Source organism: Acinetobacter sp. YQ_14, assembly GCF_043102985.1.
GTDB lineage: Bacteria > Pseudomonadota > Gammaproteobacteria > Pseudomonadales > Moraxellaceae > Acinetobacter > Acinetobacter venetianus.
Map to the genome: position 1 here is coordinate 54,746 of NZ_JBICJJ010000016.1, position 26,441 is coordinate 81,186.

Annotated in this window: 23 protein-coding genes; 17 read left to right on the forward strand and 6 right to left on the reverse strand. The window is 38.1% G+C overall.

What is annotated here, in order from left to right; all coding sequences use genetic code 11:
• Positions 1–11 precede the first annotated feature (11 nt).
• Entirely contained in the window at positions 12–953 is a 942-nt protein-coding gene (locus ACF8D3_RS08685) for a Dyp-type peroxidase (RefSeq protein ID WP_392471135.1), read from the forward strand.
• 45 nt (positions 954–998) lie between these two features.
• On the opposite strand, the gene ACF8D3_RS08690 is transcribed toward ACF8D3_RS08685, so the two are convergent.
• Together ACF8D3_RS08690 and ACF8D3_RS08695 are read right to left on the reverse strand one after the other, a co-directional pair.
• Positions 999–1,394 (reverse strand): acyl-CoA thioesterase, encoded by a 396-nt coding sequence (locus ACF8D3_RS08690; RefSeq protein WP_392471136.1) that lies wholly within the window; start codon positions 1,392–1,394, stop codon positions 999–1,001.
• Positions 1,395–1,407: 13 nt separating this feature from the next.
• A complete protein-coding gene (locus ACF8D3_RS08695; protein ID WP_004880214.1) occupies positions 1,408–2,046 on the reverse strand; it encodes a TetR/AcrR family transcriptional regulator in 639 nt (212 codons plus the stop codon).
• A 488-nt stretch (positions 2,047–2,534) separates the two neighbouring features.
• Between ACF8D3_RS08695 and ACF8D3_RS08700 the strand changes: the two genes are divergently transcribed.
• From ACF8D3_RS08700 to ACF8D3_RS08735, 8 genes are all read left to right on the forward strand, one after another.
• On the forward strand, positions 2,535–3,494 hold the full coding sequence (locus tag ACF8D3_RS08700) for a metal-dependent hydrolase (RefSeq protein ID WP_023014400.1): 960 nt from the start codon (positions 2,535–2,537) through the stop codon (positions 3,492–3,494).
• A 306-nt stretch (positions 3,495–3,800) separates the two neighbouring features.
• Positions 3,801–4,775, forward strand: a complete 975-nt coding sequence (locus tag ACF8D3_RS08705) for a metal-dependent hydrolase (RefSeq protein ID WP_004880208.1) — start codon at positions 3,801–3,803, stop codon at positions 4,773–4,775.
• Between the two features lie 38 nt (positions 4,776–4,813).
• A complete protein-coding gene (locus ACF8D3_RS08710) occupies positions 4,814–5,638 on the forward strand; it encodes an SDR family oxidoreductase (protein ID WP_004880207.1) in 825 nt (274 codons plus the stop codon).
• Between the two features lie 267 nt (positions 5,639–5,905).
• Positions 5,906–7,426, forward strand: a complete 1,521-nt coding sequence (locus ACF8D3_RS08715; protein WP_392471137.1) for a flavin-containing monooxygenase — start codon at positions 5,906–5,908, stop codon at positions 7,424–7,426.
• Between the two features lie 98 nt (positions 7,427–7,524).
• Complete coding sequence (locus ACF8D3_RS08720) at positions 7,525–8,400, forward strand: class I SAM-dependent methyltransferase (protein WP_061526890.1); 876 nt, start codon at positions 7,525–7,527, stop codon at positions 8,398–8,400.
• Between the two features lie 206 nt (positions 8,401–8,606).
• Positions 8,607–9,374, forward strand: coding sequence for a LamB/YcsF family protein (locus tag ACF8D3_RS08725; RefSeq protein ID WP_392471139.1), 768 nt, complete (start codon positions 8,607–8,609; stop codon positions 9,372–9,374).
• 12 nt (positions 9,375–9,386) lie between these two features.
• Positions 9,387–10,961: a 5-oxoprolinase/urea amidolyase family protein gene (locus tag ACF8D3_RS08730; RefSeq protein ID WP_392471140.1), complete on the forward strand. Its 1,575-nt coding sequence runs from the start codon at positions 9,387–9,389 to the stop codon at positions 10,959–10,961.
• A gap of 4 nt (positions 10,962–10,965) precedes the next feature.
• Positions 10,966–12,693, forward strand: coding sequence for an acetyl/propionyl/methylcrotonyl-CoA carboxylase subunit alpha (locus ACF8D3_RS08735; protein WP_392471142.1), 1,728 nt, complete (start codon positions 10,966–10,968; stop codon positions 12,691–12,693).
• 47 nt (positions 12,694–12,740) lie between these two features.
• Here ACF8D3_RS08735 and ACF8D3_RS08740 read toward each other — a convergent pair whose 3' ends face one another.
• Positions 12,741–13,514 carry a M48 family metallopeptidase gene (locus tag ACF8D3_RS08740; protein ID WP_004880198.1) on the reverse strand — a complete coding sequence of 258 codons (774 nt, stop codon included), beginning with the start codon at positions 13,512–13,514 and terminating at the stop codon, positions 12,741–12,743.
• A 212-nt stretch (positions 13,515–13,726) separates the two neighbouring features.
• Entirely contained in the window at positions 13,727–14,434 is a 708-nt protein-coding gene (crp, locus tag ACF8D3_RS08745) for a cAMP-activated global transcriptional regulator CRP (RefSeq protein ID WP_004880197.1), read from the reverse strand.
• Positions 14,435–14,582: 148 nt separating this feature from the next.
• Between crp and ACF8D3_RS08750 the strand changes: the two genes are divergently transcribed.
• Positions 14,583–15,005, forward strand: a complete 423-nt coding sequence (locus tag ACF8D3_RS08750) for an OsmC family protein (protein ID WP_007482847.1) — start codon at positions 14,583–14,585, stop codon at positions 15,003–15,005.
• A gap of 59 nt (positions 15,006–15,064) precedes the next feature.
• Here ACF8D3_RS08750 and ACF8D3_RS08755 read toward each other — a convergent pair whose 3' ends face one another.
• Positions 15,065–15,865: a peptidoglycan DD-metalloendopeptidase family protein gene (locus ACF8D3_RS08755; protein ID WP_392471152.1), complete on the reverse strand. Its 801-nt coding sequence runs from the start codon at positions 15,863–15,865 to the stop codon at positions 15,065–15,067.
• Positions 15,866–16,129: 264 nt separating this feature from the next.
• On the opposite strand from ACF8D3_RS08755, the gene clpB reads away from it, so the two are divergent.
• Both clpB and ACF8D3_RS08765 read left to right on the forward strand, forming a co-directional pair.
• Positions 16,130–18,709, forward strand: coding sequence for an ATP-dependent chaperone ClpB (gene clpB / locus ACF8D3_RS08760; protein ID WP_392471143.1), 2,580 nt, complete (start codon positions 16,130–16,132; stop codon positions 18,707–18,709).
• A gap of 169 nt (positions 18,710–18,878) precedes the next feature.
• On the forward strand, positions 18,879–19,298 hold the full coding sequence (locus tag ACF8D3_RS08765) for a hypothetical protein (RefSeq protein ID WP_392471144.1): 420 nt from the start codon (positions 18,879–18,881) through the stop codon (positions 19,296–19,298).
• Between the two features lie 14 nt (positions 19,299–19,312).
• Here the strand turns inward: ACF8D3_RS08765 and rlmKL are convergent, their stop codons facing one another.
• Positions 19,313–21,520, reverse strand: coding sequence for a bifunctional 23S rRNA (guanine(2069)-N(7))-methyltransferase RlmK/23S rRNA (guanine(2445)-N(2))-methyltransferase RlmL (gene rlmKL / locus ACF8D3_RS08770; RefSeq protein WP_392471146.1), 2,208 nt, complete (start codon positions 21,518–21,520; stop codon positions 19,313–19,315).
• 284 nt (positions 21,521–21,804) lie between these two features.
• Between rlmKL and ACF8D3_RS08775 the strand changes: the two genes are divergently transcribed.
• From ACF8D3_RS08775 to ACF8D3_RS08795, 5 genes are all read left to right on the forward strand, one after another.
• Positions 21,805–22,176: a hypothetical protein gene (locus tag ACF8D3_RS08775; RefSeq protein WP_034605177.1), complete on the forward strand. Its 372-nt coding sequence runs from the start codon at positions 21,805–21,807 to the stop codon at positions 22,174–22,176.
• 217 nt (positions 22,177–22,393) lie between these two features.
• Complete coding sequence (locus ACF8D3_RS08780) at positions 22,394–23,410, forward strand: aspartate carbamoyltransferase catalytic subunit (RefSeq protein WP_004880184.1); 1,017 nt, start codon at positions 22,394–22,396, stop codon at positions 23,408–23,410.
• A gap of 12 nt (positions 23,411–23,422) precedes the next feature.
• Positions 23,423–24,655: a dihydroorotase gene (locus tag ACF8D3_RS08785; RefSeq protein WP_278395783.1), complete on the forward strand. Its 1,233-nt coding sequence runs from the start codon at positions 23,423–23,425 to the stop codon at positions 24,653–24,655.
• 199 nt (positions 24,656–24,854) lie between these two features.
• A complete protein-coding gene (locus ACF8D3_RS08790) occupies positions 24,855–25,472 on the forward strand; it encodes a hypothetical protein (protein ID WP_392471147.1) in 618 nt (205 codons plus the stop codon).
• Positions 25,473–25,616: 144 nt separating this feature from the next.
• The gene (locus ACF8D3_RS08795) at positions 25,617–26,399 is read left to right on the forward strand and encodes a Rossmann-like and DUF2520 domain-containing protein (protein ID WP_392471148.1); all 783 of its coding nucleotides are present in this window, start codon (positions 25,617–25,619) and stop codon (positions 26,397–26,399) included.
• The last annotated feature ends 42 nt before the right edge of the window (positions 26,400–26,441 follow it).

Below are 26,441 nucleotides of genomic sequence, written 5' to 3' on the forward strand. Positions count from 1 at the left end.
TCTTAACATTTATGAATACATTCCTAAGACCACAGCCAGTGATTAATAATCTTTCTGGTGAAAATGCTTTATTTATTGTTCTCGGAATTCAAGATCAGGCAGATACTTCTGAAATTATTGACTTTTTAGCGAACTTTTCAGCATTGGTCAGAAGTTTGACCAATCGTTTTCCAAATGGAAATTTTAGTGCGTCTGTGGGGATTGGTTCAAAAGCGTGGGATCTTCTATTTCCAAGTTTGAATAAACCTAAAGAGTTGTATGAATTTCAGGAAATCAAAGGTGAGAAGCACACAGCCGTAGCAACTGCGGGTGATTTATTCTTTCATATACGTGCCAATCAAATGGCAATTTGTTTTGAACTTGCTTCTATTCTGCACGATCAACTCAAAGAAACGACATTTCCAATTAGTGAAACCAAAGGCTTTAGATACTTTGATGGTCGTGCAATTCTTGGTTTTGTCGATGGGACTGAAAACCCTGAGCATGAAATTGCTAAAGAAATTGCCTATGTTGGACAAGAGGATGCTGAGTTCCTCGGTGGTAGTTATGTTTTTATCCAGAAATATTTACATAACATGGAAATGTGGAAAAGTTTAACTACTGAACAACAGGAAAAAGTAATTGGTCGTAAGAAGTATGATGATGTTGAATTAGGTGATGATGTTAAGCCGCAAAATGCACATAATGTCGTGAGTAAAGCACATGATGCAGACGGCAATGAGTTAAAAATTTTAAGAGCCAATATGCCATTCTCTAATCCAACGGAAGGTGAGTATGGCACTTTCTTTATTGGTTATTCTCGTTCATTTAACATCACGAAAACTATGCTTGAGAATATGTTTCTTGGTAAAGAAAATGGTCACGTTGACCGTATCCTTGATTTCAGTACTGCTGTTTCAGGGAGTTTATTCTTTGTTCCAACATTCGATTTTCTTGAAGATTTAGGCGAGTAAATTTGATCCGCTGAAATAATTAAAGTTGTTTCAGCGGAAATATATTTATTGGTTAGTCATACATTGCTGTAACTTGGTACGGAATTGATCAGGAATACGATCTGATTTTTGTGTGTTGAAATCGAAATAAACTTGGACTGCTTTGCCGCGTGCTACGCAATGATCATTTTGCCATGCTTCATGTGCAACGACGAAAGATGAATTTCCGATGTGTTCAATCCATGTTTTGATTTCGATGTTTGCGCCATAATAGATTTGAGCAATAAAATCGACTTCAACTCGTGCAAGAATCAAAGGCAGATTTTTGATTTCCATACTTGGGTTAAATAATCGGAAAATTGGTTCTCGTGCTGTTTCAAACCAACCTGTGATTACTGTATTGTTTATATGTCCGAAAGCATCTGTTTCATAGAATCTTGGCGTAATTGAAAGGCTAAACATTGTTTTTACTCTGTTATACATGTGTTAAGGTGGTTTCTCTTTCAGCTTTAGCAAGTTCTGTTTCGATGTAGCTGATGATCATTGTACTCAAACCTTTCACCATTTCATCGAAGCTAATTTGTGGATTTGGTAAGATTAAATGACGCGCGACATTGAAAATACTGCTATTAATACTGATATATGCTGTCACGCTGAGGTTATTCACTTTTAAATAACGTGGATGACGAATCATATATTTCATTAATACTTCCATCAGCGCCATTTCGATCTGACCAATGTATTTTTCGTATTTCAACTCTGTAGCGTAACGCAGACAAATCAGATAACGATCATCATCGCGTGTGAGTAAGTCTCTGAATGTATAAAAGATCATTTGAAACAATGGTTCTAGTTCTTGCTCAATGATAATCGGGGTAAGCTCTTTCACCATATCCAAGACTTCTTTGACGAAGGTTTTTGCCATAGCGTCATATATTTCTTCTTTATTTTTAAAATACTCATATAGCGAGCCAACACTCACTCCTGCAATATCTGCAATGTGTCTTGTGGTTGTGCCGCTAGTACCGTTAGTTGCAACTGCAATAAAGCCAGCTTCAATAATCGTGTCTACAGTCACTTTTGAACGTGACTGACGTGGTTTTCGAGTTGCCATAATATCTTATTATTAAAATCCGAACATAATGTCAGATTAACATAACCGTCATAAGCATGAAAGATAGGCTTAAATAATCCGAACAAATAAAATTACATATTTTTTAATTTATGAGATTTAACTGTAATGAATGTATATAAATCAATTTAAATTTAAGATCTATAAATTATGAAAAATAAAATTTAAATTATATAATATATTGATATTTAATAATTAATTGTGTTTTATATATAAATTTTTTATCTGATAAAAATCATAAAAAGTTATTTCAATAAAATTAAAAGATGACTGTTTAAGTGAAGAATTTACCCGAATTGAATCCGAACATAAGATCGGTTTACATTGGTTTTAGTGAAGAGTTAGGTTCACAAAAATCTCCCGAATATTTTTTCGTAACTTAGCAAGTTATTGAGTTAGACGAAAAGAGATAATCCTGAACCAAATGTAAAAGGGCAAATGACGCTCAAGTGAAGTAGGTAGGTGTAGCCATGGTTACTAGCACATTAAAGAAAGGTTTAAGTTTATTTAAATCTAACCCAATAACTGAGCAAATTGATTTTGCGAGTAAAAAAAGTATTCCAATTCGTCACTTAGCAATCGGATTTGATGGCAAACAAATTGATCTTTCATTCTATATGAACAATCAGTTTGCTACGATTTTTTTTGCGACACTTTCAGTGTTTTTGACATACGGCGAAGACTTAGTTATTGAGACTGCACGTCATCATCGCGATATGTTGAAAGATCCAATTTTAAAGCAACGTGTAACATCATTAATTGGTCAAGAAGCAATTCATTCAAAATTACACAATGAATTTAATGATGCAATTGTTGATCTTGATTATCCAGTTAGGTTGTATCGCTTCCTTGGCGAACAATTTTTCGATCATATTTTCCTAAGATTTCCTCAACCGCTAAAACTTTCACTCATGGCTGGGATTGAACATTTTACTGCCGTTTTAGCCGAATACATGATGGCGCATGAGCAGAACTTCTATTTCTCTGATGACGCTAAAACTCGTGCTTTGTGGATGTGGCATATGTTGGAAGAGTCGGAGCATAAAGATGTGGCGTATGACGTTTATCAAACTTTAAACGGTAATTATGCATTACGTGTGGGAGGTTTCTTCCTTGCATATTTCACCATTCTTGGCTTGATTCCATTCTCCGCAACGATGGTTCCTTTACTACGTAAACCACAAGAATTGTTTACACCAAAATTCTGGCGTGACGCACGTCGTGGCGTAAAGCTTATTTTTAGTCCGAAAGACGGTGTATTTGGTAGTACGCAAGGTCGAATTTTTGACTATTTACGTCCTGATTTCCATCCAAATGATCATGATGCAACTGAGTATTTTGAATACTACGAGAAAAAGTTGTTGTCTGAAGGTGGTGCGTTACATCCATTCTTTGTTAAAGAATTTACGCCAAAAGTCCAAGCGGCTTGATTTCTAGTACATTTTTAATCGTTAGTGTGCAATGAAATTTAATCATTTGAATTGGCAAAAGTGTTCATGGCGTAATGAGCAATTTGGTTCTTGTTGGTCATATTTTGTTAGCGCACTATGCGGTGAGATTACTTAGAAAAATTCAATTTGAAATGACTTTTGACAAGTATTCATAAGCCCGTGATCTAACGTGATTTTCAGCATCGAATTGTTAAAGTTTCAGAAATAATCTTATAGACAATTTTACGATTCAAATTGATTTGCTGTGCATCGATTTTACTTTTTACTCTCAGTGGGGATCAAACCATGGTCGCTCAAGTTTTACGAAATGTTTTCTCAGACAAATTGAGTACTAAATATCAGGGAATTATTCAAAATTTTGCGAATAAGTCTCCGATTCCGATTCGCCATTTTGATTTTAAATTTAATCCAGATGAATTGGATGAGAGGTTCTTTTTAAATAAAGAATTAGCGACATCATACTTTCATGCATTGTCTATTTTTCTGACTTTTGGTGAAGATGTTGTTATTGAAACTGCGCGTCATCATCGTGAGTTTATCCAAGATCCGATTTTAAAACAAAGACTGACTTCGCTGATTGGGCAGGAAGCAATTCACTCCAAAATCCATAATCAATTCAATGATGAAGTATTGAAAGAAAATGGTTATCCAGTGGATTTACTTCGTGCGATTGCAGATAAGGTGTTTGAGTACGGAATTTATAAGTTACCAAATGCTATGCAGCTGTCATTGATGGCAGGTATCGAACATTACACGGCTGTTTTAGCTGAGTTCATGATGCAACATGAAGATTACTTGCTGGGTTCACAAGATGAAAGACAGCGTGCGATGTGGATGTGGCACATGTTGGAAGAGTCTGAACATAAAGATATTGCCTATGATGTGTTTTTAGAGCTGTCAGGTGACTACTGGGTTCGAATTACAGGTTTCTTATTAGCAAGTTTAACCATTTTAGGCGGGGTGTCTTTAGGTGGTTATTTGATGCCATTTGTTCGTAAACCAAGCAATTTAATCAATCCTCGCTACATGAAAGATATTGTTGAAAGTACAGCTTTACTTTTCGGTAGTAAGCGTGGGGTATTCGGCAGTAGTTTCATGCATATTCTTGAATATCTACGTCCTAGTTTCCATCCAAATGACCATGATACGACAGCGTATATGGAATATTACAAAGAGCGCTTATTAAATCCTGAGACAGGTTTATTAAGCCCTTATTTCCTTAAAGAGTTTGTGCCACCTGTTCGTGCAGCATCTGCATAACTTGGTCAATGTAAATACAAGATTGTTGGAAAACAAATATGAGATTATTTGGTAAAAAAATAAAGCCTAGCCAAAATGCTTTTGCAGTAGTGACAGGTGCGGGTAGTGGCATTGGTCGTAGTTTTGCACTTGAATTGGCAAAACGTGGTGGCACAGTTGTTTGTTCTGATATTGATTTAGACGCTGCAAAAGAAACAGTGGCTTTGATTGAGGAACTTGGTGCAAAGGCATTCGCAGTCAAATGCGATGTGGGCAATGCTAAGCAAGTTGAGAAACTCGCTGAGCAAGCTGAACAGTTGATGCAACATCCTACGACGCTAGTGATTAATAATGCGGGTGTCGGTCTCGGTGGCAAGTTTGATGAAATGACATTAGACGATTGGAAATGGGTCGCAAATGTTAACCTATGGGGGGTTGTCCATGGTTGCCACTATTTTGTACCTAAATTTAAGCAACTAGGTCGCGGTGCAATTATCAATGTAGCATCTGCCGCATCGTATACCGCAGCGCCTGAAATGACGGCTTATAACGTGACGAAAGCTGGTGTTCGTGCTCTATCAGAAACACTTTCAGCTGAACTGAGAAAACATAACATCAAAGTAAATGTGTTGTGCCCAACCTTAGTTCCAACCAACATTATTAAAAATGGCAAAGTTCCGCATAAAGGTCTTTTGGATTATGCATTGACCAATCTGGCATTCACGACGAGCGATAAAGTAGCAAAACTTACTTTAGATCGTTTGGACAAAGATCAGCTTTATACCATTCCGCAAATCGATGCCAAGTTGTTCTGGTTAATGAAGCGTACAGCGCCAAATTTATACGCAAAATTCTTAGGTACATCATACCGATTAATGAAATAGCCTAACCAAATGTAAAATCTCTATCGAGTTTTGATACGCATAATGTTCATCCGCAACCTGCATGGTATCAAAAAGATAATAAGGTTTTATATTCAAGAAACTATTAAATAAATGAAAGTGGTGAACAGGTTTTGCGGATGAAAATGGTTTTGCCTACTTTTCCCGAAAGAAAAGTAGGTCGAGCCGAAGGCTAATGATGAAATTTAGATGAGAATTCGGTAAGACACCGTTATTGACATCTGTTTTTAGATGAAAGGATATTTTGAAATGACAGCTCAAGCAAAAAAATTAGATTCAGCTGAAGGAAAGGCTTTACCATCACATATCTACGATACGTTCATCGTCGGTGCAGGTATCTCTGGTATTGCAACGGCGATTCGTTTAGATCAAGTGGGTTATAAAAACTATAAGATCATTGAAAAAGCAACGCGCGTAGGTGGTACATGGCGTGAAAACACTTATCCAGGTTGCGGATGTGATGTCCCTTCAGCGCTGTATTCATATTCATTTGCACCGAGTGCGAAATGGAGTCACTTATTTGCACGTCAGCCTGAAATTCTAAGCTACTTAGAAGAAGTAAGTGAAAACTTTGGTGTCAGTTCAAAAATTGAATTTGGTACGGAATTACTGAATGCTGCTTGGGATAATGAGCGTAATCTATGGGTCATGGACACGAGCAAAGGTCAATTCTTAGCGCGTACTGCAATTTTCGCCACAGGCCCAATCACTGAAGCTCAAATCCCTAAATTGGAAGGTTTAGAGACGTTTAAAGGTGAAATGTTCCATTCAGCGAAATGGAACCATGATTACGATTTAACAGGTAAGCGTATTGCAGTTATTGGCACAGGTGCATCAGCAATCCAGTTTGTACCTCAAATTCAGCCAAAAGCAAAAGAGCTTTATATATTCCAACGTACTGCACCTTGGGTTGTACCAAAGCCTGATACTGATTTAGGTGATGTGAGTAAGGGACTTATTGAGAAATTCCCGCTCATTCAAAAAACATGGCGTAAAACTGTTGCCCAATCACTAAATGCAATTAACTTCGGTTTACGTAACCCAGCTGTATTAAAACCAGTGGGCGAACTTGCAAAATTGATTTTACGCTTCCAAATTGAAGATGCTGAATTACGTAAAAATGTAACGCCAAACTTTACCATTGGTTGTAAGCGTTTATTATTCGCTAACAACTATTACCCAGCATTACAACAACCCAATACTAAGCTCATTCCTCACGGTTTAGTCAAAGTTGAAGGAAATACAGTTGTTTCTGCAAATGGCGAACGTCACGAAGTAGATGTGATTATTTGGGGTACAGGTTTTGAGGTATCGCATCCACCTATTGGTAAGCGTGTTCAAAACGAGAAAGGCGAAATCTTAAATGATTTATGGAAAAATAGTTCTCCAGAAGCATATTTAGGTACGAGTATCGAGAATGTACCGAATGGATTCTTGATATTAGGGCCAAACGTGCTTGTTTATGATTCATTCATTGGTTTAGCAGAAGCACAACTTGATTATATTGTTGATGGATTACTCAAAATCAAAGAGAAGGGTATTGCTAAGTTAAATATCAAGCCGGAAGTGATCAAGAAGCATAATGATTTAGTACAAAAACATCTGAAAACGACTGTATTTAATGCAGGCGGTTGTAAGAGCTATTACTTGGATGCAAATGGTCGTAACTTTGCGGCTTGGCCGTGGTCATTAAAAGCATTGAAAAAGCGTTTAAAACGTATGGACTTAAATGATTATCAAGTGACGTATCAAACTGAAAAAACTAAATAATAAGTCATTTATCGAATGATTAAAGAGCAGTAAATTTTATCTAAGGATGAAATTTGCTGCTTATTTTTTGCGAGATAGAAATAAATTAGGAACGATATATGAAAGAAGGACAATCAAGTCGTACGGCTGAGGCGGCAGCGGCATTACGTGCGAACCACTTTCAACATGCAGAAAATCCAGTATTTTCAGATCCATTTGCATTTGAGCTGACCAGCAAAGGTTGGAAAAAGCTCCTTACGACGTCACTTACTGTTAAAGTGATGAATTCTCTTGTATTTAACCGAACACTCGGCCTGCTGACAGGACAAGTTGTAGGGCGTTCGAGTTATGCTGAAGATCAATTGTATGAAGCAATTGAACGTGGCGTAAAACAGTATGTATTAGTCGGTGCAGGCTTAGATTCATTTATTTTGAGACAAGCTCAACATTATCCAGCATTAAAAATTTTTGAAGTTGACCATCCTGATACACAAGCAGCCAAACAAAAAAAACTAAAAGAATTTGGTGAGATTCCTGCCAATGTAGAGTTCGTCTCTATTGATTTTGAAAAAGAGTCAATCGCTGATGCTCTAGCACGTAGTGGCTTTCAGCAAGATCAACCCGCATTTTACTCATGGTTAGGTACGACGCATTACCTTGAGCCTCAAACTACACTCAAAACTTTGGAAAGTATTGCTAATTTTGCTGCGAAAGGAAGTGAAGTGGTCTTAGATTATTCGATTGATTATCGAGAGTTAGCGGGTATTGAACGTTTTGGGAGTCTATTCGTCTCACAATTTACTCGTTTTTTAAAAGAACCTTTAAAAGGACAGTTTAGACCAAAGGATTTACATCAATCTGTAGAGAATATGGGCTATGTCGTAGCTGAAGATCTATCTGGGGATGGATTAAGTGAAAGGTATTTTTATAAGCGCCCTGATCATATCCGTCACACCAGTGCGACACACATGCTGTATTTACGATTAATGAAATAAGTGATTAAAAATTTCTTCTAACTCAAAAGAGCCTTGGGTTAGAAGTTCTATTCTATATAAAAATATAATGTGGCCTAAATTGATTCTATGTTAAAGCTATGATGTTGATTTATAAAATGCATAAAAATCAGTGTTGTTAAACTGAGCGTTTCGAGTATATTGCTAAAATACGTATGTGAAATGAAAAAAAGCAATTGGAAGGCTATATGTATATTGATCTAAATAGCGATTTAGGTGAGAGCTATGGCTCATGGAAAATGGGCAATGATGAACAGATTCTTCCGATTGTCAGTAGTGCGAATATTGCCTGCGGTTTCCATGCAGGTGATCCACAAAGTATCCTAAAAACATTAAAGCAAGCTGCTCAATTCAATGTATGTGTTGGGGCACATGTCTCGTATCCTGATCTTGTCGGTTTTGGCCGTCGTAATATGGATGTTTCCTATGATGAGTTATTTGCCGATGTGTTATATCAAATTTCAGCGTTGCAAGGCTTAGCTAAAATTGCAGGAACAACGGTTCGTTATGTAAAACCACATGGCGCACTTTATAACACCATTGCAACTAATTTGAATCAGGCTCAAGCAGTTATCGATGCATTACTTGCTTATGACGCTTCCTTGGCATTAGTTGCTTTAGCAGGCTCACCTTTAATTGAGTTTGCGCGTCAACAAAGTGTTAATGTCGTTTCAGAGGCATTTGCAGATCGTGCCTATCATCGTGATGGTGGATTAGTGTCTCGTCGTCAAGATGGAGCTGTTTTACATGATGCCGATCAAATTGCACAACGTGTATTAGAAATGATTCAAAAGGGTGGAGTCATGTCTATTGAAGGTGTATTTACACCAATTCAGGCGGATACGGTTTGTTTACATGGTGATACATTAGGTGCAGTGGAAATTGCGAAGGTGATACAACAGACCCTAACTCAGCATCAAATTCAAGTACGTTCTTTTACTGACCCAATGGCATAAATGAGAGCTGATATGAGATTTCTATCGGTCAATGCAAATGCTTTTTTAATTGAATTTACAAGCTTACAAGATACGATGGCTGCATATCGAACACTACAACATGCACAACATCCTTATATTCGAGAGCTTGTTCCCGCTGCACGGACGATTTTGGTTTATTTTGATCCTATATTTATCAATTCACAGACCCTAATTAAGTGGATTTGCTCACTGAAAATATTAGATGGTGCGGTATTTATTGGTAAAGAATTGGTTATTCCAGTCCGTTATAACGGTGAGGATATTGAGCATGTTGCAGATCTTGTTGGGTTAAGTGTTTCGGAGCTTATTTACAAACATAGCCAAACCTTATGGCGTGCTGCGTTCATTGGTTTTGCACCAGGCTTTGCTTATTTAGTGAGTGATGAGCCTCCTTTTGGAAGCATTCCGCGCTTGGCTTCACCCCGTAAAAAAATTACTTCAGGTTCAGTCGGCTTGGCGGGTGAATATAGTGGTGTTTATCCTAAAGATAGTCCTGGTGGATGGCAACTGATTGGGAAAACTGATCTGAAAATGTGGGATGTTCAACGAGAACAACCTGCTTTGTTGCTGCCGAATGATCAAGTGATTTTCAAAGATGTTACACATCAACCCACACAAATTTGTGTTCCCAATACAGTGCCAATTTCGGAAAAACGAATTACTGAAAATGAAGCAGTTTTACGTGTTAAAAAAGTTGGTTTACAGGTGCTTATACAGGATGTTGGCCGCCTAAACATGGCAGAAATGGGCGTAGGTAGAGCTGGTGCAATGGATCAGACTTCTTTTCAAAGTGCCAATTTGGCTGTAGGTAATCCTCAAAATGCCGCTGCCTTGGAAATACTCAATGGTGGCCTTGTTCTCAGTATTTTAAAACCTACAGTGATTGCTGTTACTGGCGCTGATGCGGAGCTTTCGGTGCAATATGCACAGGAAGAAAAAGTTAGAGTCCCTCTCTATCAACCGATTGCACTTGATCAGGGGGATGAGGTTTATTTGGCAGTCCCTAACGCTGGGGTGAGAAATTATCTAGCAGTGCGGGGCGGCTTGGCGGTTGAAAACATTCTAGGAAGTGCTAGTTATGACAGTTTAGCTGAATTAGGGGCATTACCTTTAAAGATTGGCGATGAGCTTGCATCGGCACAATTGAAAACTCATTCTGTGGATTTGAGCCAGAGCTCTATCGATATGCCAAAACAAGGTGATGTGATTGTGATAGATCTCCATTTAGGGCCAAGAACGGATTGGTTTAAAACTTCTAGTTTGGAGTTACTTTTCCAACAAAAATGGCTCGTAACCACAGAAAGCAATCGGATTGGCTTGAGGTTGCATGGGGAACATGCTTTGCAACGAGAAATTGAGCATGAACTTCCTAGTGAAGGGTGCAGCATCGGTGCTTTGCAAATCCCTCCAAATGGTCAGCCTGTTTTGTTTATGCGTGACCATCCGATTACAGGAGGGTATCCCGTCATCGCGATGGTAGCTGCTCATCATCTCGATTTAGTTGCACAAATTCCTTCATGCAGTTTCATCCAGTTTCGCAAAATCACAGAATTTATGGACATCTAAGATCATGAAAAATAAACAACATAAATTACTGATTGCCAATCGAGGTGAAATTGCGGTTCGTATTATTCAAGCATGTAAAGATTTAGGTATTCATTCCGTTGCGGTGTATGCAGATGATGATATACACAGTTTACACGTTAAACTTGCAGACGAAGCGTGGTCATTGTCTGGTGTAACTGCGAAAGAAACCTATCTTGATATAGATAAAATGCTAGCAATAGCAAAAAAATCACAAACGACCATGATCCATTCTGGTTACGGCTTTCTGTCTGAGCGTGCAGAATTTGCACAAGCTGTAATAGATGCAGGTTTGATTTGGATCGGCCCATCACCTGAGTCAATTCAAAAACTCGGCGATAAAATTGAAGCACGAAAAATCGCGCAATCAGTCGGTGCGCCACTGGTACATGGTACAGCACAACCACTTCAATCAGCAGATGAAGCCATTGAGTTCGCGAAAGCATATGGCCTTCCGATTGCAATTAAGGCAGCTTATGGTGGAGGCGGGCGTGGATTAAAAGTGGTTTGGCATTTAGAGGATGTTGCTCGCTCGTATGAGTCAGCTGTACGCGAGGCCCAGACAGCATTTGGGCGGGGTGAGTGCTTTGTTGAACAATATTTAGATCGACCGCGCCATATTGAAGCGCAAGTCATTGCTGATCAACATGGTAATGTTGTGGTGGTGGGAACTCGCGATTGCTCCTTACAGCGTCGTAATCAAAAACTGGTTGAAGAAGCACCAGCGCCGTTTCTTGGTCGGCAGATAGAGCAACAGCTACAGCAAGCATCGATTGATATATGTAGAGCTGCTGCTTACGTAGGCGCGGGTACTGTGGAGTATTTATTAAGCCAAGATGGCAAGCTTTCTTTTTTAGAGGTAAATACGCGTTTACAAGTGGAGCATCCTGTCACTGAGCAAACAACTGGCATGGATTTAGTTGTTGAGCAAATTAAGATTGCGTTAGGTGCAACATTATCAATTGTTGAAATGCCAAAAGCCCAAGGACACGCAATTGAATTTCGGATTAATGCAGAAGATCCAGCAAGAGGTTTCATTCCTTCATTTGGTCAAATAACTCGTTTTAATCCGCCATCAGGTATTGGTATTCGCCTTGAAACTGGAGTTGTGACAGGTAGCGCTGTTTCAAGCCAATTTGATTCATTAATGGCAAAACTAATCGTGACTGGCGCAACCAGAGATATTGCAATTCAACGTGCCAAAAGGGCATTAGAACAGTTTGAAATTGAAGGGGTTGCTTCTGTATTGCCATTTCATCAATTGATCTTGTCTGAGCCAGATTTTGTGAAAGAGTTCAAGGTGCATACGCGTTGGATTGAGCAAGCAGACCATTTGCAATATCCAACTCAAGAGCGGGCGAGGATAACATCATCCTCTATGTTGCAACGACATGATATTGAGATTGATGGGAAAATACATCAAATAGGCTTGCCAACATCATTATTTAATTTAACAGCTTCACCGCAACTCCATAAGTCAAAAGAAACTTTTCAGGCTCACCAAGAGAATGATGTTTTAGCACCCATCAGCGGTGTCGTAATGCAATGGAAAGTTACTGAAAATACATTCGTAAATGAGGGAGATGTAATCGGGGTGATGGAAGCAATGAAAATGGAGGTGCAGATTATTGCCCATCGAACTGGTCTAATCTGTAACTTGGTACAGCCTAATAAAACTGTAACTGCGGATGAAAGAATTGCTGAAATAAATTAGCCATTAAGATCAATGTTGAACTTAATGGCATCAGTATTAATATTAGATTAGCGGCGGTTATACACTGCTAAAGCAGCAGGTAAGTTCTTACGCATGTCGTTAATACGTTGTTCATTTGATGGGTGAGTTGATAAGAATGATGAACCACTTGCACCGTCATTGCGAGCCATCTTTTCCCACAATGTAATTGCCGAATTTGGGTTGTAACCCGCTTTAGCCATCAGCATTAAACCGCCATAATCGGCACGGCTTTCGAGATTACGTGAATAAGGTAAACCAACACCAACTTGACTTCCTAGATCGATTGCTGCTGAACCTAGGCTACCAATACTGTCGCCTGCATATGATTTGCCAATTCCAATGGCAAGATTAGTAAGTGCTTGCGCACCAATTTTACTTTTCGCATGTTCTTCGAGTGCATGGGTCATTTCATGTCCCATGATCGCTGCAATCTCATCATTTGTTAGGTTAAGTTTGTTGACAATACCTGTATAGAAAACAACTTTACCCCCTGGGGCAACATAAGCATTTACAGTATCTGATTTTAATACTGCAAGTTGCCAATCAAATCTTTGACCTGTTTGGTTCATTTGATCTGCGTATGGTTTTAAACGTAAAAACACAGCATTAATACGTTTGTATGTGCTTGAGCTGGTATCAAGCTGATTCTTCGAACGTGCTTCTTGTGTCATTTTTGCAAAGCTTTGTGCTGACTGAGCATTTAAAGTTGCACTATCTGCACCCGCCATATCGGCAAAAGAAGCGCAACCTGAGATAGTCATTACAGTTGCGGCACAAAGGCTTAAAGCCAATTTTTTCATACTTATTTGCTCCAAATCAGTATCTTATGAATTTCATCGTAATATTGTGAATTATAAAAAATGTTGGAGGCGCTTTACATTCTGAATATCTCTATAATCATTGTAATTATGTAATCAAATTTCTGTGAATTTATAATTATCTGTACTAAACAATAAAAATTAAAGCCAGTGAAGAACACTGGCTTTGTTGAGTATCACAACGTTAGTAAGATTTATTCTTCGTCGTCAAACTCATCTTCAGAAAAGCTATTCTCTTCTAAAGAAGTATCAAAAATTAAAATAGCTTTACCATCTGTTTGAATCATGCCTTGATCTTCAAGTGTTTTAAGTACACGACCAACCATTTCACGAGAACAACCAACGATACGGCCGATTTCTTGACGCGTAATACGAATCTGACGACCATTCGGTAGGATCATTGCCTCAGGTTGAGCAGATAAGTCAATTAAACAGCGAGCAATACGTCCAGAAACATCAATAAATGCAAGGTCTGTTACTTTACGTGTCGTGTTTTTGAGACGACGAACAAGCTGAGCAAATACCGCATAACTTAAATCAGGGTATTGTTTGCTTAGCTCATGGAAGTTGTCATATGAAATTTCTGCAATTTCACAAACGTCACGTGTACGAACTTCTGCGGTACGTTGAGGATTTTTTTCAAAAAGCCCCATTTCACCAAAGAAATCACCTGGGTTGAGATAGGCCACAACAATCTCACGTTCATCATCTTCACGTAAGATAATTGACACTGAACCTTTTAATATTAAATACAGTGATTTTGATTCCATTCCAGCGTCAATAATCGTGGTGCGTTTAGGGTATCTGTTAATATGAGCACGTTTTAGCAGAGCTTTAACTGATTCAGGTAACTGACCTGGAGATAAAGCATCAGTGCTAAGTTGTGAAAAATTTGAAGTCATGCTTAAAATTTCCGAATTTGGATAAAACCGATCGCACAGACCCTTAAAAGAGCCTTTTCTACACAGAAGAGATGAAATTCCTTATCAACTCATTTTATGTTAGTGTACAAGAACAGAGTAAATTTATAACGTTTTTTGGGTAGTTGCAATGCAAACAAGTGTACATTGGTTAGAGAATGTTGCTTTTGAGGCAAAATCGGAAAGTGGCCACACTGTGGTTATGGATGGTTCTGCTGAATATGGGGGTGAAAACCGTGGCCCACGTCCTATGGAGTTGATTTTAATGGGACTTGGTGGTTGTGCTTCGTTTGATATTGTGACTATTTTAAAGAAATCTCGTCAAGATGTGACGAATGTCGTATGTCAACTTAAAGCAGAAAGAGCTGATTCAATTCCAGCTGTGTTTACTAAAATCCATTTGCACTTCGTTGTAACAGGAAAATCTGTAAAAGAGAAGCAGGTTGAAAAGGCTGTCGAACTTTCAGCTGAAAAATACTGCTCTGCGAGCAAAATGCTTTCAGATGGTGGTGTTGAAATTACACATGACTTCGAAATTATTGAAGCTGCTTAATACTTTATTGTTAAGTTTTTCTAAAAAGTGATCTATTAAATAGATCACTTTTTTTATGTTTATTTTAAAAATAATTCAGGATCTACACGCGCATTATTTAAGCTCATTCCCCAATGTAAATGCGGTCCTGTTACACGTCCCGTCTTGCCGACCAAGCCTAAAACTTCACCTTGAGTAATATGTTGACCTTTTTCAACATTAATTTTACTCAAATGGCAAAACATACTAATTAAGCCTTGGCCATGATCAATCAAGACTGTATTACCATTAAAGAAATAATTGCCAGTTCCTACAACTACACCATCTGCTGGTGCAACGACTTTTTGCCCAATCGGCGCTGGAATGTCTAGACCTGAATGTGGTGCACGTTCTTCACTATTAAAAAAACGTTTACGACCAAAAGAGTTGCTAAATTTTCCAGAAGTAGGTCTGATGAAATTTGGGAATTGTGTCCATGAACTCTGACTGAAAGAACTGTAAATATCATTTTGTTCTTTTGCTTCACGCGCGTAGCGGTCTAGTTGCTCCTGATTTGGATTCACATAGTCTTTATTTTTAACATTTAAGCGTTGTTCCGCGTATCGATAAGGTTTGATTTCAATTTGAATAGGATTCTTGTTGGTATTAAGAGTTAGTGTTCCGACTTGAGCAGAGAGAGGGATACCAAACACAGCATAATGTTGTTCATTCTCCTTACTGATGAGTACCGCTTTACCTTCATAAGAGACTTGAGTTATGCCCGTTGATAAAGGGATCACTGCAATGCCACCAGCACGACGAGAGTCTTGAGGAAGTTGAGCAAAAAGTAACTGAATCGGAATCATACATGTTGCTGCGAGAATAATTTTTTTAAAGTACATCATCATCTTTTTTAGCTTGAAGCAAAACAATAAGCTAAAACCTTATTGATTAAAGAACAAGAATGGTTTTGTGCGAATATGCAAAGACTGAAAAATTATACAAAATATACTTGAAATAGATTATTTATATACCCATATTATTACTGAGTTTTATTTGGTTAAAATATTTTAAAACTTTGAAAAATATATAAAATTTATTTGAAATTTAAAAAATAGTTCCCATCTAAGTGTTAAGTTAAAAATTTGTTGTGAGGAATAACAAGAATGCGTTTTGAAAAATTTACAAACCGCTTACAGCAAGCACTCTCTGATGCACAATCTTTGGCAATGGGTAAAGATCATACTGCGATTGCAGGTATTCATATTCTGTCGACTTTACTTGAAGAACCAGCCAATCTAAGTTTGTTGCAACAATCAGGTGCTCGCTTACCAGAGCTGAAGCAAAAACTTGAACAGGCATTGCAAAATGCCCCGACTATAGCAAATCCAACGGGTGATATTAATCTAAATCCTGAAGCGGTAAAGGCACTGAATTTAGCTGACCGCTATGCACAGAAAGCAGGTGATGAGTTTCTATCGACAGATTGGGTGATGTTAGGGTTGGCTGAAACTGGTGAAACCAAAACGATATTGAAAAGTGTTGGTGTAACGCCAGAAAGCTTACATAAAGTAATTGAAAATATTCGAGGAAATGACAAAGTCATGAGCAATAATCATGAAGATCAACGTGACTCATTGAATAAATATACGATTGATTTAACTGAGCGCGCACTTGCAGGAAAGCTTGACCCAGTGATTGGTCGCGATGATGAGATTCGCCGCACGATTCAGGTGTTATCTCGTCGTACCAAAAATAACCCTGTCCTAATTGGTGAACCTGGTGTGGGTAAAACTGCGATCGTTGAAGGTTTAGCGCAACGTATCATTAATGGTGAAGTCCCTGAAAGTTTGAAGAATAAGCGTGTGTTGTCTTTGGATTTGGGTTCATTACTTGCAGGTGCAAAATATCGTGGTGAATTTGAAGAGCGCCTAAAAGCTGTCCTTAAAGATCTTGCCAAACATGAAGGGGAAATCATTCTGTTCATCGATGAGTTACATACACTCGTAGGTGCAGGTAAAGGCGATGGTGCGATGGACGCAGGTAATATGTTAAAACCCGCCTTGGCGCGTGGTGAATTACGCTGTGTTGGTGCAACGACTTTAGATGAATACCGTCAATATATTGAGAAAGATGCAGCGCTTGAACGTCGATTCCAAAAAGTGTTGGTCGATGAGCCAAGTGTTGAAGATACCATTGCCATTTTGCGTGGTCTAAAAGAGAAGTATGCAACTCATCATGGAGTTCAGATTTTAGACTCGGCAATTATTGCTGCTGCAAAAATGTCACATCGATATATAACAGACCGTCAGTTACCCGATAAAGCGATTGATTTGATCGATGAAGCAGCATCGCGTATCAAAATGGAAATTGATTCCAAGCCAGAAGCTTTAGATAAATTGGATCGCCGCTTGATTCAGTTAAAAATGCAACTTGAAGCAGTGAAAAAAGATGAGGATTCGGGCAGTAGAGCTGAAGTCAATCATCTTGAACAGCAAATTGCTGAAAAGCAAAAAGAGTACAATGATCTTGAAGAAATTTGGAAAGCTGAAAAAACACTGGTTGAAGGTGATAAAAAAGCACAAGTTGAGCTGGATCAAGCACGTAGTGCATTAGAAAAGGCAAAACGTGAAGGTGATTTGGCTGAAGCTGCACGTTTACAATACGGCGTGATTCCAGAGTTACAAAAGCGTTTGGAACAAGCAGAAGTTGCTGAGGAAAACGAAGAGCCTAAACTGATTCGTACCAAAGTAACTGAGAACGAAATTGCCGAAGTGGTCAGTGCGGCTACAGGTATTCCTGTATCTAAGATGTTGCAAGGTGAGCGTGAGAAACTGCTTAATATGGAAGAGTTCTTACACAACCGTGTTGTCGGTCAGGATGAAGCTGTCGTTGCTGTATCTAATGCAGTACGCCGTTCGCGTGCAGGTTTATCTGATCCAAACCGTCCAAGTGGCTCTTTCTTATTTCTTGGGCCAACAGGTGTCGGTAAAACTGAGTTAACCAAAGCATTAGCGAACTTCTTATTTGACAGTGATGATGCCATGATCCGTATCGATATGTCGGAATTTATGGAAAAACATTCTGTGAGTCGCTTAGTTGGTGCTCCTCCGGGTTACGTCGGCTATGAGGAAGGCGGTGTTTTGACAGAAGCGGTACGCCGTAAACCATATAGTGTGGTGTTGTTTGATGAAGTCGAAAAAGCACATCCTGATGTATTCAATGTCTTACTACAAGTATTGGATGATGGGCGTTTAACGGATTCACAAGGTCGTGTTGTCGACTTTAAAAATACGGTTATTGTCATGACTTCGAACCTAGGTTCACAAGATGTACGTGAATTAGGTGAGGGTGCAACTGATGATGAAGTAAGAGCTGTCGTGATGAATGCAGTTGGTCAGCACTTCCGTCCTGAGTTTATTAACCGTATAGATGAGTTAGTGGTTTTCCATTCACTTCAAAAAGCGCAGATTCGTGGAATCGCTGATATTCAGTTAGATCGTTTACGTTCTCGCTTGAGTGATCGTGATATGGGCTTAACTGTGGATGATACAGCTTTTGATCTATTAATTGATGCTGGTTTTGATCCTGTATATGGTGCTCGCCCACTTAAACGTGCGATTCAGCAACAGGTAGAGAACAGCTTAGCTCAGAAAATTCTAGCGGCTGAGTTCCAACCAGGCGATAACATCTTGATAAAAGGTGAAAATGGTCATCTTGTTTTCGATAAAATGAAACTGAGTTAAGTTTAAATTTTAACGAATGATTAAAAAAGATGGTGATGAAAGTCACCATCTTTTTTTGTATACATGCAATTTATCTGATTTTTTCAGGAATATTACCAATGACATTGCGATTTTGTGAAAAGGTTGGTAGTTTCGAAACAAATAAGAAAAAAATTCAGGATGAATTGGAATGGAAAATAAGCAACATTATTACACAGGTATCGGTGTGATTTTGTTCATGGCTGTCTTGCCATCTACAGGGTGGTCTGCTCAAGCAATGACAGAAGGAAGTTTGGCACTTCAGACTGCATTACTGAATAATGCGTTACCAAGTATCATCCAAAAAGCAAAACAAGATGCGCTTAAACCCGATGAAGAACGCTGGCGTTCACAGCGTGTATTGAGTGATCGTAATTTACGTGAAATTCGTATCAGTATGCTAGAAGAAGGAGTATTATCTCCTTATGAAGAGGCTAAGAAAACATCTGTTTTAGATGTTCGAGAAAAGAAAAAAGCAACCATGAAACCGCATGAAGTGCCTCCTGATCGCTATGTTATTTATGAATTTGAATCACCTAATATTAAAAGATATAACGTAACTATTAAGTGATCCAAAGTTAAAATTTATGACATTCCTAAATGTTGAATTTTCCAAGCACGGTGAATTTTTTGATTACGCTTAAAGTCTAAACCAATTGTTTCAGACGTAATTTCTTCAACTTTATAGAGTGCTTCGATTTCTTCATCTAACTCAAAACCACGATAGTTGTTTGAGAAATAGAGTGTGCCATCACTTGTTAAGCGATTCATTGCTCGTTTAAGGAGAGAGACATGATCACGCTGCACATCAAAAGTTCCATAGAACTTTTTCGAATTTGAGAAAGTTGGTGGATCAATAAAAATTAAGTCGTATTGTTCATGACCTTCTTTTAACCATTCAAAACAATCACTTGCAAAGAACATATGTTGTTCATCTGCATGATCTACGGTTAAACCATTTAAAACAAAGTTTTCTTTTGACCAACCGAGGTAGGTGTTCGATAAGTCGACACTTGTTGTGCTTGCTGCACCGCCAAGCGCAGCATGTAAGCTTGCGGTAGAAGTATAGCTATATAAATTCAAGAAATGTTTGCCACGAGCTTCTTTAGCAATTTTCAAACGAATTTGACGGTGATCCAAGAATAAACCTGTATCCAGATAATCGGTCAGATTCACCAAGATACGTGCATTGCCTTCCTGCACAATAAAACGTTTGGATGCAGTACTTTGTTTGGTGTACTGATTTGTTCCAGCTTGACGGGCGCGAGTTTTAATAAAGATAGCATCACGTCCAAGACCTGTGACTGCACGGATTGCAGCAAGGCCAAGGTTAAAACGTTTTTTTGCTTTCTCTGGATCAATTTTCTTAGGTGGCGCATATTCTTGAACGTGTAGCTTATCGCCATATAAATCAACTGCTAGATTAAAATCTGGCAAATCTGCATCATATAAACGTAAACAGTAAACATTCTCTTTAACAGCCCATTTTTTCAAGGCTTGCATATTTTTCTGCAAACGATTGGTAAAGTCTTCAGCACCTTCGATTGGGTCAAATTGTTGTGGTTGCCAATTTGCCAAGAATGGTTGAGTGACAGTCGCAGGCTTCACTGTGCCAAAACGAATGTAAATTGGTAACTTACCATTCATCAAACGTAGGGTTTGCGGGTCATTAAAAGCAAGTACATCTGCTTGTTCAACTTGTGCTGCGATAATTGCTGCACGTTGATTTGGGAAATTCTTTTGTAAAAGGGCAGAAAGACCTAGATATAAAGAACGATTAGATGCTTTATCACCTAGACGCTCACCATAAGGAGGATTTGTTACGATAAATGCTTTTTTACCTTCAGCATGGAAATCATCCCAATCAGCTAAAGTACGTTCTTCAATCTGGATTTGATCAAGAAGTTTTTCAAAGCCAGCAGCAATGATATTTTGACGAGTTGCTTTGACCGCTTCCCAATCAGCATCGTAAGCATAAAATTTAGGTAATGGTTGTTCTAATGCTTTTTCATGACGTTCTGCGGCTTCAGCTTTCAGTGATAACCATAATTCACGATCATGTCCATGCCAGCCATTAAAACCAAAACGACGGACTAAACCAGGCGCACGATCTGTCAAGATCAATAAAGACTCAATAATAAATGTGCCTGAACCACACATTGGGTCAAGAATAATATCCGGCTGATATTGGCTGAGTTGTGCTTTTTGTAAGATTGCAGCAGCTAAGTTTTCTTTAATTGGTGCATCTGTCATATAACGACGATAGCCGCGTTTATGCAAAGAATCACCAGATAAGTCTAAGCAATAGGTATGTTCTGTTTTACCAGCTAAAACATATAATGTAATTTCAGGTTGTTTAATATCAATACTTGGTCGCTTACCAACTGCTTCCATAAATGAATCAACAACGCCGTCTTTTACACGTAAAGTGGCGAATTGGGTATTTACTTTAATCTCACGTTCGACGTGTAAACGAACTGCAAAGGTACTTTGTGGTGCTAAAATAAGTGACCAATCAAAGCTGATTGCACCTTCATAGAGTTCTTCTGCGACATCTCGTGCATCGTGGGTAAATTCCAGTTCATGTGTATGAATAGGTAACAGTACACGAGATGCAAGACGTGACCACATGCAAACGCGATAAGCATTTTCGAGAGTGCCTTTAAATACTAAACGTCCAGCAAAGCGTTGGATATTTTGAATGCCTAAATCTTCGAGTTCTTGTTGTAATAAGGTTTCAAGCCCGTCTGCACAGGTCACCCAATAGTCTGTTAGACGTGGTTTAGCGTTCATTCAAATTTCCAAAGCAATTCAGCAATCGGCTATTTTAACTGATTTTTGTTTGTTCTGTCGGTGCATATTTGTGTGATTGTCAGCTTTATCATCAATTAAACGCCATTATTTTATCAATGAAATGATGAATCACTTAAATTAGATTATGTGACCATAGTCATTTTTTCTCATTATTTTTAATTATTGGTACATATTTTGCTTTTTAGTTTGCAGATTATCAGTGAGTTATTTAATTCAAAGCTGATGAAACTTAAGAATTTTAATTGAATGGCTGTGGGGTTGTTATGAAAGAGAACATGAATAGTGAAGTGCTAGTAAATGCTGAAGCTTTTGCAATTGCAACGCAAATGTATGTACGTTTAAGACGTGTATGTGGACGTGTAATTGATGTGATGTATCTCGTGAATAATAAAGATTATGCAAAGCATATTGTTGAGATCGCTTTATCGACTGAAGATGAAGAGTTAGAAAAACAAGTGACACGTTTGCGCCCATTAATTGATTTATATCCTGAACCAGCTGTAATAATCGAAGAGTCGAAGGTTGAAGCTAAAAAACAAAAAGAAGTGCATCAAGAAACATATTCGATGGACGTGACAGCAGAGGAAATTTATCAAGCGCAAGTTCACCATCACTATATTGGTGCATTAAGGTAAATTATAAGTCATTAAAAAATATAAAATTAAAAGGATGTAGCACTGATGTTTACATCCTTATCTTTCTTTTAGAATATTCAGAATGGATGTTCTCATGTTGAATAAAAATAAGATTATGAAAAAGATCTAGAGATTTTACTTAAGTGCTGAAAAGTTCAACTGCGCATGAAATCCAAAATCTGTATAATGCGTTAACTTAACGTGTCAGGAATCTCTTATGCACTTGGCGGCATTGCATACTTTGAGTCAGATTCAACTCAATCAACAAGGAAATCTCAAGCACTTTTTAACTATTGAAGGCCTTTCCAAAGAAAGCCTTACCAAGATTTTAGATACAGCGCAAAGCTTCTTAGATGAAAATAATAATTTGATCAATCGTCCTTTATTAGAAGGACTAACGGTGATGAATCTTTTCTTTGAAAACTCAACTCGTACACGTACAACATTTGAGGCTGCGGCAAAACGTTTGTCAGCCAATGTCTTAAATATTGATATTGCACGTTCAAGTACATCGAAAGGTGAAACGTTACGAGATACGCTTTGGAATTTAGAAGCGATGGCTGCGGATATTTTTGTGGTTCGTCATTCATCTTCTGGGGCAGCACATTTTATTGCTAAAGATGTTTGTCCTAATGTCGCAATCATTAATGCAGGCGATGGTCGACATGCACATCCGACTCAAGCCATGTTAGATATGTTGACCATTCGTCGTGAAACCAATAAGCCATTTGAACAACTTTCTGTCGCAATTATTGGTGATATTAAACACTCGCGTGTTGCACGTTCAAACGTGGCGGCATTGCAAACACTTGGTTGCAAAGATATTCGCGTGATTGCACCGAACACTTTATTACCAGTTGGCTTCAATGAATATGGTGAGCATGTTCGTCTATTTAACAAAATGGATGAGGGTGTGACGGATTGTGACGTGATCATCGCGCTACGTATTCAAAATGAGCGTATTGATTCTCCAGCACTATCTTCACAATCTGAATTTTACAAGATGTATGGTTTAAATAAAGAACGTCTCGCTTTAGCTAAACCTGATTGTATTGTGATGCATCCTGGACCAATGAATCGCGGTGTAGAAATTGATTCAAGTGTTGCTGATGGTAATCAATCTGTGATTCTTAGACAGGTGACCAACGGTATTGCTGTACGTATGGCAGTACTGGCATTAGCAATGCAAGGGCAGCTCCAAGAGCAAGGTTTAATTGAAGCGATTTCACTATAAAGGATAGATCACATGAGTATTGTAAAAATTGAAAATGTCCGTGTGCTCGATCCGATTGAGAAGACTGATCAAGTGAAAACGGTTTATCTTGAAAATGGCAAGTTGATCAATGCTGTAGATCAAGTTGATGAAACCATCGATGGTCAAGATAAATGGCTAATGCCGACAATGGTCGATCTCTGTGCACGTCTGCGTGAACCTGGTCAGCAACAACACGGCACTCTAAAGTCAGAAGGTAAAGCGGCACTCGCAAATGGTATTTTGCATGTTATAACACCACCAGACTCCAAGCCAATTGTTCAAGATAATGGTGCACTCATTCATGGCTTGATTGAAAAAGCAAAACTGGATGGTGGTATTTATTTACAAATCATTGGTGCACAAACCCAAGGTTTAAATGGAAAGCAACCTGCAAACATGGCGGGTTTAAAGAAAGGTGGTTGTACGGCTGTTTCAAATGCAAACGCTGCTTTTGAAAATGATGATGTTGTGATTCGTACATTAGAATATGCAGCAGGTTTGGGTTTAACCGTAGTTTTCTATGCAGAAGAGCCGCAAATTGCAAAAGATGGTTGTGCACATGAAGGTTTTATTGCCTCACGTCAAGGTTTGCCAATGATTCCAGCAATTGCCGAAACGGTTGCAATTGCAAAGTATCTTTTAATGATTGAAGCAACAGGTGTGAGAGCACATTTTGGTTTATTGTCTTGTGGTGCTTCTGTTGAGTTGATCCGCGCTGCAAAAAATAAAGGCTTACCTGTGACTGCTGATGTTGCAATGCATCAACTGCATTTAACCGAAGAGTTAACAGATGGCTTCAATTCACTTGCACATGTTCGCCCACCATTACGATCAATTCAAGATAAAGAGTTATTGCGCGAAGGTGTAAAAGATGGCGTGATTGATGCAATTTGTACACATCACGAGCCATTAAGCAGTTCTGCGAAGATGGCACCTTTTGCTGAGACTCAATCGGGTATTACGGCTTTTGATACTTATGTTGGTTTAGGCATTCAACTTATTCAGGAGGGTGTTTTTGAACCTTTAGAATGGGTTGAAAAAGTCACTTCGACTCCAGCAGCTGTTGCGAATATGACAGCACGTTGGCAGTGTGAGTCTGGATGGGTTTTAGTTGATCCTACACTGACATGGACAGTTTCTAAAGACACGATTATTTCGCAAGGTAAAAATACGCCATTACTTGGTCAGCAATTGACAGGTAAAGTGCTTAATACTTTTGTATAAGCTTGTCTAAAAATGAGCAGAATAAGACTTGATCACTTATTCTGCTTTGTAAACCAAAATATGAATATTGTATTTATATGATATAAAAAACGAATAAAAACAAGATAATTAGCTAAAATAAGAAAATTTTTTGAAGCTGTGAAACAGAAAATTAAATAAGCGATCTAGATAAAAAATTATATTTATTGGAGTTATTACCATGTCGACAAATCCAATGGAATTGTTAAAGAAAAAAGTTACCTCCGAGCTGATTCATGAGCAAGATAATTTATCTAATGAAAAAAGTGCTTTGCTTTCCAAATTTTATCCAATATTTTTATCAATATTAATGGCTAAGCCTGAATTTATTCAGAAGCTGAAAGAAATTATTATGCCTTCATTATCGGATTTACTTGGTCATAATGAACGAATTAAAACTGCACTTTTAGCCAATATTTTAACAGCTAAACTTACTTCATTTGAAGCTGAACAAATTATCAATAAAGCAATTCCAAAATGCTTAACAATATTAACAAATGAAGCAGGGAGTGATAGCTCTAGCATTTTGAATTATTTGAAAAATCATAAGGATTCGATTCAATCCTTATTACCACTTTGGGCAATCAGTTTATTAGCGCCAATTGGTTTAATCTTAAATCCGTCAAATCTATACGCAGAATCAAATCATTCATCGGTAAACTTTGAACGAAAGATTGGTATTTTTCCAATTATTGGCTTTTTGATACTTGGTTTATTAATTGTGTGGTTGTGGCAGTCTTGTCATCATCAGCAGCTCGAAGTTCCTGTAGATGATTTGGATGCATCTGTTGCTCAATAAGTATTTTGAACTTGGTGAAGGAAGTCTTTTGATTAAATTGGGAAATGTTGTATTCAATGTATAAATTATAAAAGCACAAATTGCTTCATCCGTTTTTTATTGGCATGCTTAGCTTTGTGCAAATAAATATTCTAGATTGAGATGATGCGGATTACATTGATTGGCGCTGGACGTGTGGCAAACCATTTGGCTTTAGTTTTAGAAAAAAAGCATAGAATTATTCAAGTTTTTAGCCGAGATAAGCAGAAAGCACAAAACTTAGCAGATCGAGTAAATGCAGAAGCAATTAATCAAATAGAGCAACTAGATAGCCAGACCGATCTAGTCATTATTGCTGTAAGTGATCAAGCAATTTCTGAGTTAATTAAAAACTTGTCTCAATATGTTCCCGATAGCCTAATTGTTCATACCTCTGGCAGTACGAGTTTATCAGTCCTTACCGAATCACATCTTCGAGCAGGGGTATTTTATCCATTACAAACATTCAGTTTTGAGCGAGAAGTCAACTGGTCAGATACACCTTTATTTGTTGAGGCGACCAACACACAAGATCTAAACTTATTAACTGAATTAGCAAATGAATTAAGTGATTGTGTTTATCAATATAGTTCTAAACAGCGTCAAACATTACATTTAGCTGCTGTGTTTGCTTGTAACTTTAGTAATTATTGTTATGACATGGCCAAGCAAATTGTAGATGCCGAAAGTGTTGATTTTAATTTGTTATTCCCTTTGATTATGGAAACAGCAAATAAAGCAATGCAGAATGATCCTCAAAAAATGCAGACTGGGCCAGCAATGCGTGGTGATCAAAATATATTGAGTATGCACCGTAATCTATTAATAAATGCGCATCGTGCTGATTTAGAAAATATTTATAAAATAATGAGTGATGGAATTTATGAAAGACAAAACAAATCTTTTTAACGATAATTATACAAAATAGACAAATTAGTCTATTTTGTATAA

What these genes read in the sequence shown, in the direction of transcription:
- ACF8D3_RS08755 (WP_392471152.1), bottom strand. Translation starts at nt 15,865, where the DNA reads ATGTACTTTAAAAAAATTATTCTCGCAGCAACATGTATGATTCCGATT.
- ACF8D3_RS08795 (WP_392471148.1), top strand. Translation starts at nt 25,617, where the DNA reads ATGCGGATTACATTGATTGGCGCTGGACGTGTGGCAAACCATTTGGCT.
- ACF8D3_RS08700 (WP_023014400.1), top strand. Translation starts at nt 2,535, where the DNA reads ATGGTTACTAGCACATTAAAGAAAGGTTTAAGTTTATTTAAATCTAAC.
- ACF8D3_RS08720 (WP_061526890.1), top strand. Translation starts at nt 7,525, where the DNA reads ATGAAAGAAGGACAATCAAGTCGTACGGCTGAGGCGGCAGCGGCATTA.
- ACF8D3_RS08685 (WP_392471135.1), top strand. Translation starts at nt 12, where the DNA reads ATGAATACATTCCTAAGACCACAGCCAGTGATTAATAATCTTTCTGGT.
- ACF8D3_RS08715 (WP_392471137.1), top strand. Translation starts at nt 5,906, where the DNA reads ATGACAGCTCAAGCAAAAAAATTAGATTCAGCTGAAGGAAAGGCTTTA.
- rlmKL (WP_392471146.1), bottom strand. Translation starts at nt 21,520, where the DNA reads ATGAACGCTAAACCACGTCTAACAGACTATTGGGTGACCTGTGCAGAC.
- ACF8D3_RS08710 (WP_004880207.1), top strand. Translation starts at nt 4,814, where the DNA reads ATGAGATTATTTGGTAAAAAAATAAAGCCTAGCCAAAATGCTTTTGCA.
- crp (WP_004880197.1), bottom strand. Translation starts at nt 14,434, where the DNA reads ATGACTTCAAATTTTTCACAACTTAGCACTGATGCTTTATCTCCAGGT.
- ACF8D3_RS08740 (WP_004880198.1), bottom strand. Translation starts at nt 13,514, where the DNA reads ATGAAAAAATTGGCTTTAAGCCTTTGTGCCGCAACTGTAATGACTATC.
- ACF8D3_RS08780 (WP_004880184.1), top strand. Translation starts at nt 22,394, where the DNA reads ATGCACTTGGCGGCATTGCATACTTTGAGTCAGATTCAACTCAATCAA.
- ACF8D3_RS08765 (WP_392471144.1), top strand. Translation starts at nt 18,879, where the DNA reads ATGGAAAATAAGCAACATTATTACACAGGTATCGGTGTGATTTTGTTC.
- clpB (WP_392471143.1), top strand. Translation starts at nt 16,130, where the DNA reads ATGCGTTTTGAAAAATTTACAAACCGCTTACAGCAAGCACTCTCTGAT.
- ACF8D3_RS08750 (WP_007482847.1), top strand. Translation starts at nt 14,583, where the DNA reads ATGCAAACAAGTGTACATTGGTTAGAGAATGTTGCTTTTGAGGCAAAA.
- ACF8D3_RS08695 (WP_004880214.1), bottom strand. Translation starts at nt 2,046, where the DNA reads ATGGCAACTCGAAAACCACGTCAGTCACGTTCAAAAGTGACTGTAGAC.
- ACF8D3_RS08705 (WP_004880208.1), top strand. Translation starts at nt 3,801, where the DNA reads ATGGTCGCTCAAGTTTTACGAAATGTTTTCTCAGACAAATTGAGTACT.
- ACF8D3_RS08775 (WP_034605177.1), top strand. Translation starts at nt 21,805, where the DNA reads ATGAAAGAGAACATGAATAGTGAAGTGCTAGTAAATGCTGAAGCTTTT.
- ACF8D3_RS08785 (WP_278395783.1), top strand. Translation starts at nt 23,423, where the DNA reads ATGAGTATTGTAAAAATTGAAAATGTCCGTGTGCTCGATCCGATTGAG.
- ACF8D3_RS08725 (WP_392471139.1), top strand. Translation starts at nt 8,607, where the DNA reads ATGTATATTGATCTAAATAGCGATTTAGGTGAGAGCTATGGCTCATGG.
- ACF8D3_RS08735 (WP_392471142.1), top strand. Translation starts at nt 10,966, where the DNA reads ATGAAAAATAAACAACATAAATTACTGATTGCCAATCGAGGTGAAATT.
- ACF8D3_RS08790 (WP_392471147.1), top strand. Translation starts at nt 24,855, where the DNA reads ATGTCGACAAATCCAATGGAATTGTTAAAGAAAAAAGTTACCTCCGAG.
- ACF8D3_RS08730 (WP_392471140.1), top strand. Translation starts at nt 9,387, where the DNA reads ATGAGATTTCTATCGGTCAATGCAAATGCTTTTTTAATTGAATTTACA.
- ACF8D3_RS08690 (WP_392471136.1), bottom strand. Translation starts at nt 1,394, where the DNA reads ATGTTTAGCCTTTCAATTACGCCAAGATTCTATGAAACAGATGCTTTC.